The 609-nt window shown below is 63.7% G+C and carries 2 protein-coding genes; both read right to left on the reverse strand.

Translation table 11 applies throughout. The features are described from left to right. On the reverse strand, positions 1 to 283 hold a 283-nt coding region (locus A5758_RS04125; RefSeq protein WP_046182844.1), incomplete at its 3' end, for a WXG100 family type VII secretion target. Positions 284 to 333: 50 nt separating this feature from the next. Then, positions 334 to 609 (reverse strand): WXG100 family type VII secretion target (locus tag A5758_RS04130; RefSeq protein WP_066957310.1); only part of this gene is annotated, 276 nt, incomplete at its 5' end.

The following is a 609-nucleotide window of genomic DNA, read 5'->3' on the forward strand; positions in this document are numbered from 1 at the left end:
AGGCCCAGCTGGACCCAACGGCGCTGTCGGTGCTGGCCATGTTGCTGCCGGCGCTCTGCACCTTCTGCCCGTGGGCGTTGGCCTGCTCGTAGATCACCTGGAAGTTGCGACCCAACTGGGTGATGAACTCCTGGCAGGCCACCGAACCGGCACCGCCCCAGAAGTCACCCGCAGCAAGCACATCGCGAACGATGGCCTGGTGCTCAGCCTCCAGAGACGCGGCCTGGGCGCGGATCAAGGCACCGTGGGCGTCGACATCGCCGAACTGGTAATTGATTGTCATAACGGTGTTCTCCTAATGTCTGGAATGGTACGCAGCCGCGGTTTTAAGCGCTAGCTGCCGAGGATTTGCTGCGAGGCCTGCTCTTGCTGCTCGTAGTTGTTCGCGTCGCGGATCAGTCCGTCCCGCACTCCGTGGAGCATGTTGACGATGTTGCGGAAGGCCTGGTTGACCTGACCCATGGTGTCGTACGAGGTGGCCTGCGCCTGACCGCTCCAGCCGGAGCCGGCGATGTTCATCGAGGACGCCCACATCTTGCGAGCCTCGTCCTCAACCGTCTGGGCGTGCACCTCGAAGCGGCCCGCCATCGCCCGCATTTCGTGCGGGTC

It is taken from the genome of Mycobacterium sp. 852014-50255_SCH5639931, assembly GCF_001665605.1.
GTDB classification, from domain to species: domain Bacteria; phylum Actinomycetota; class Actinomycetes; order Mycobacteriales; family Mycobacteriaceae; genus Mycobacterium; species Mycobacterium paraffinicum.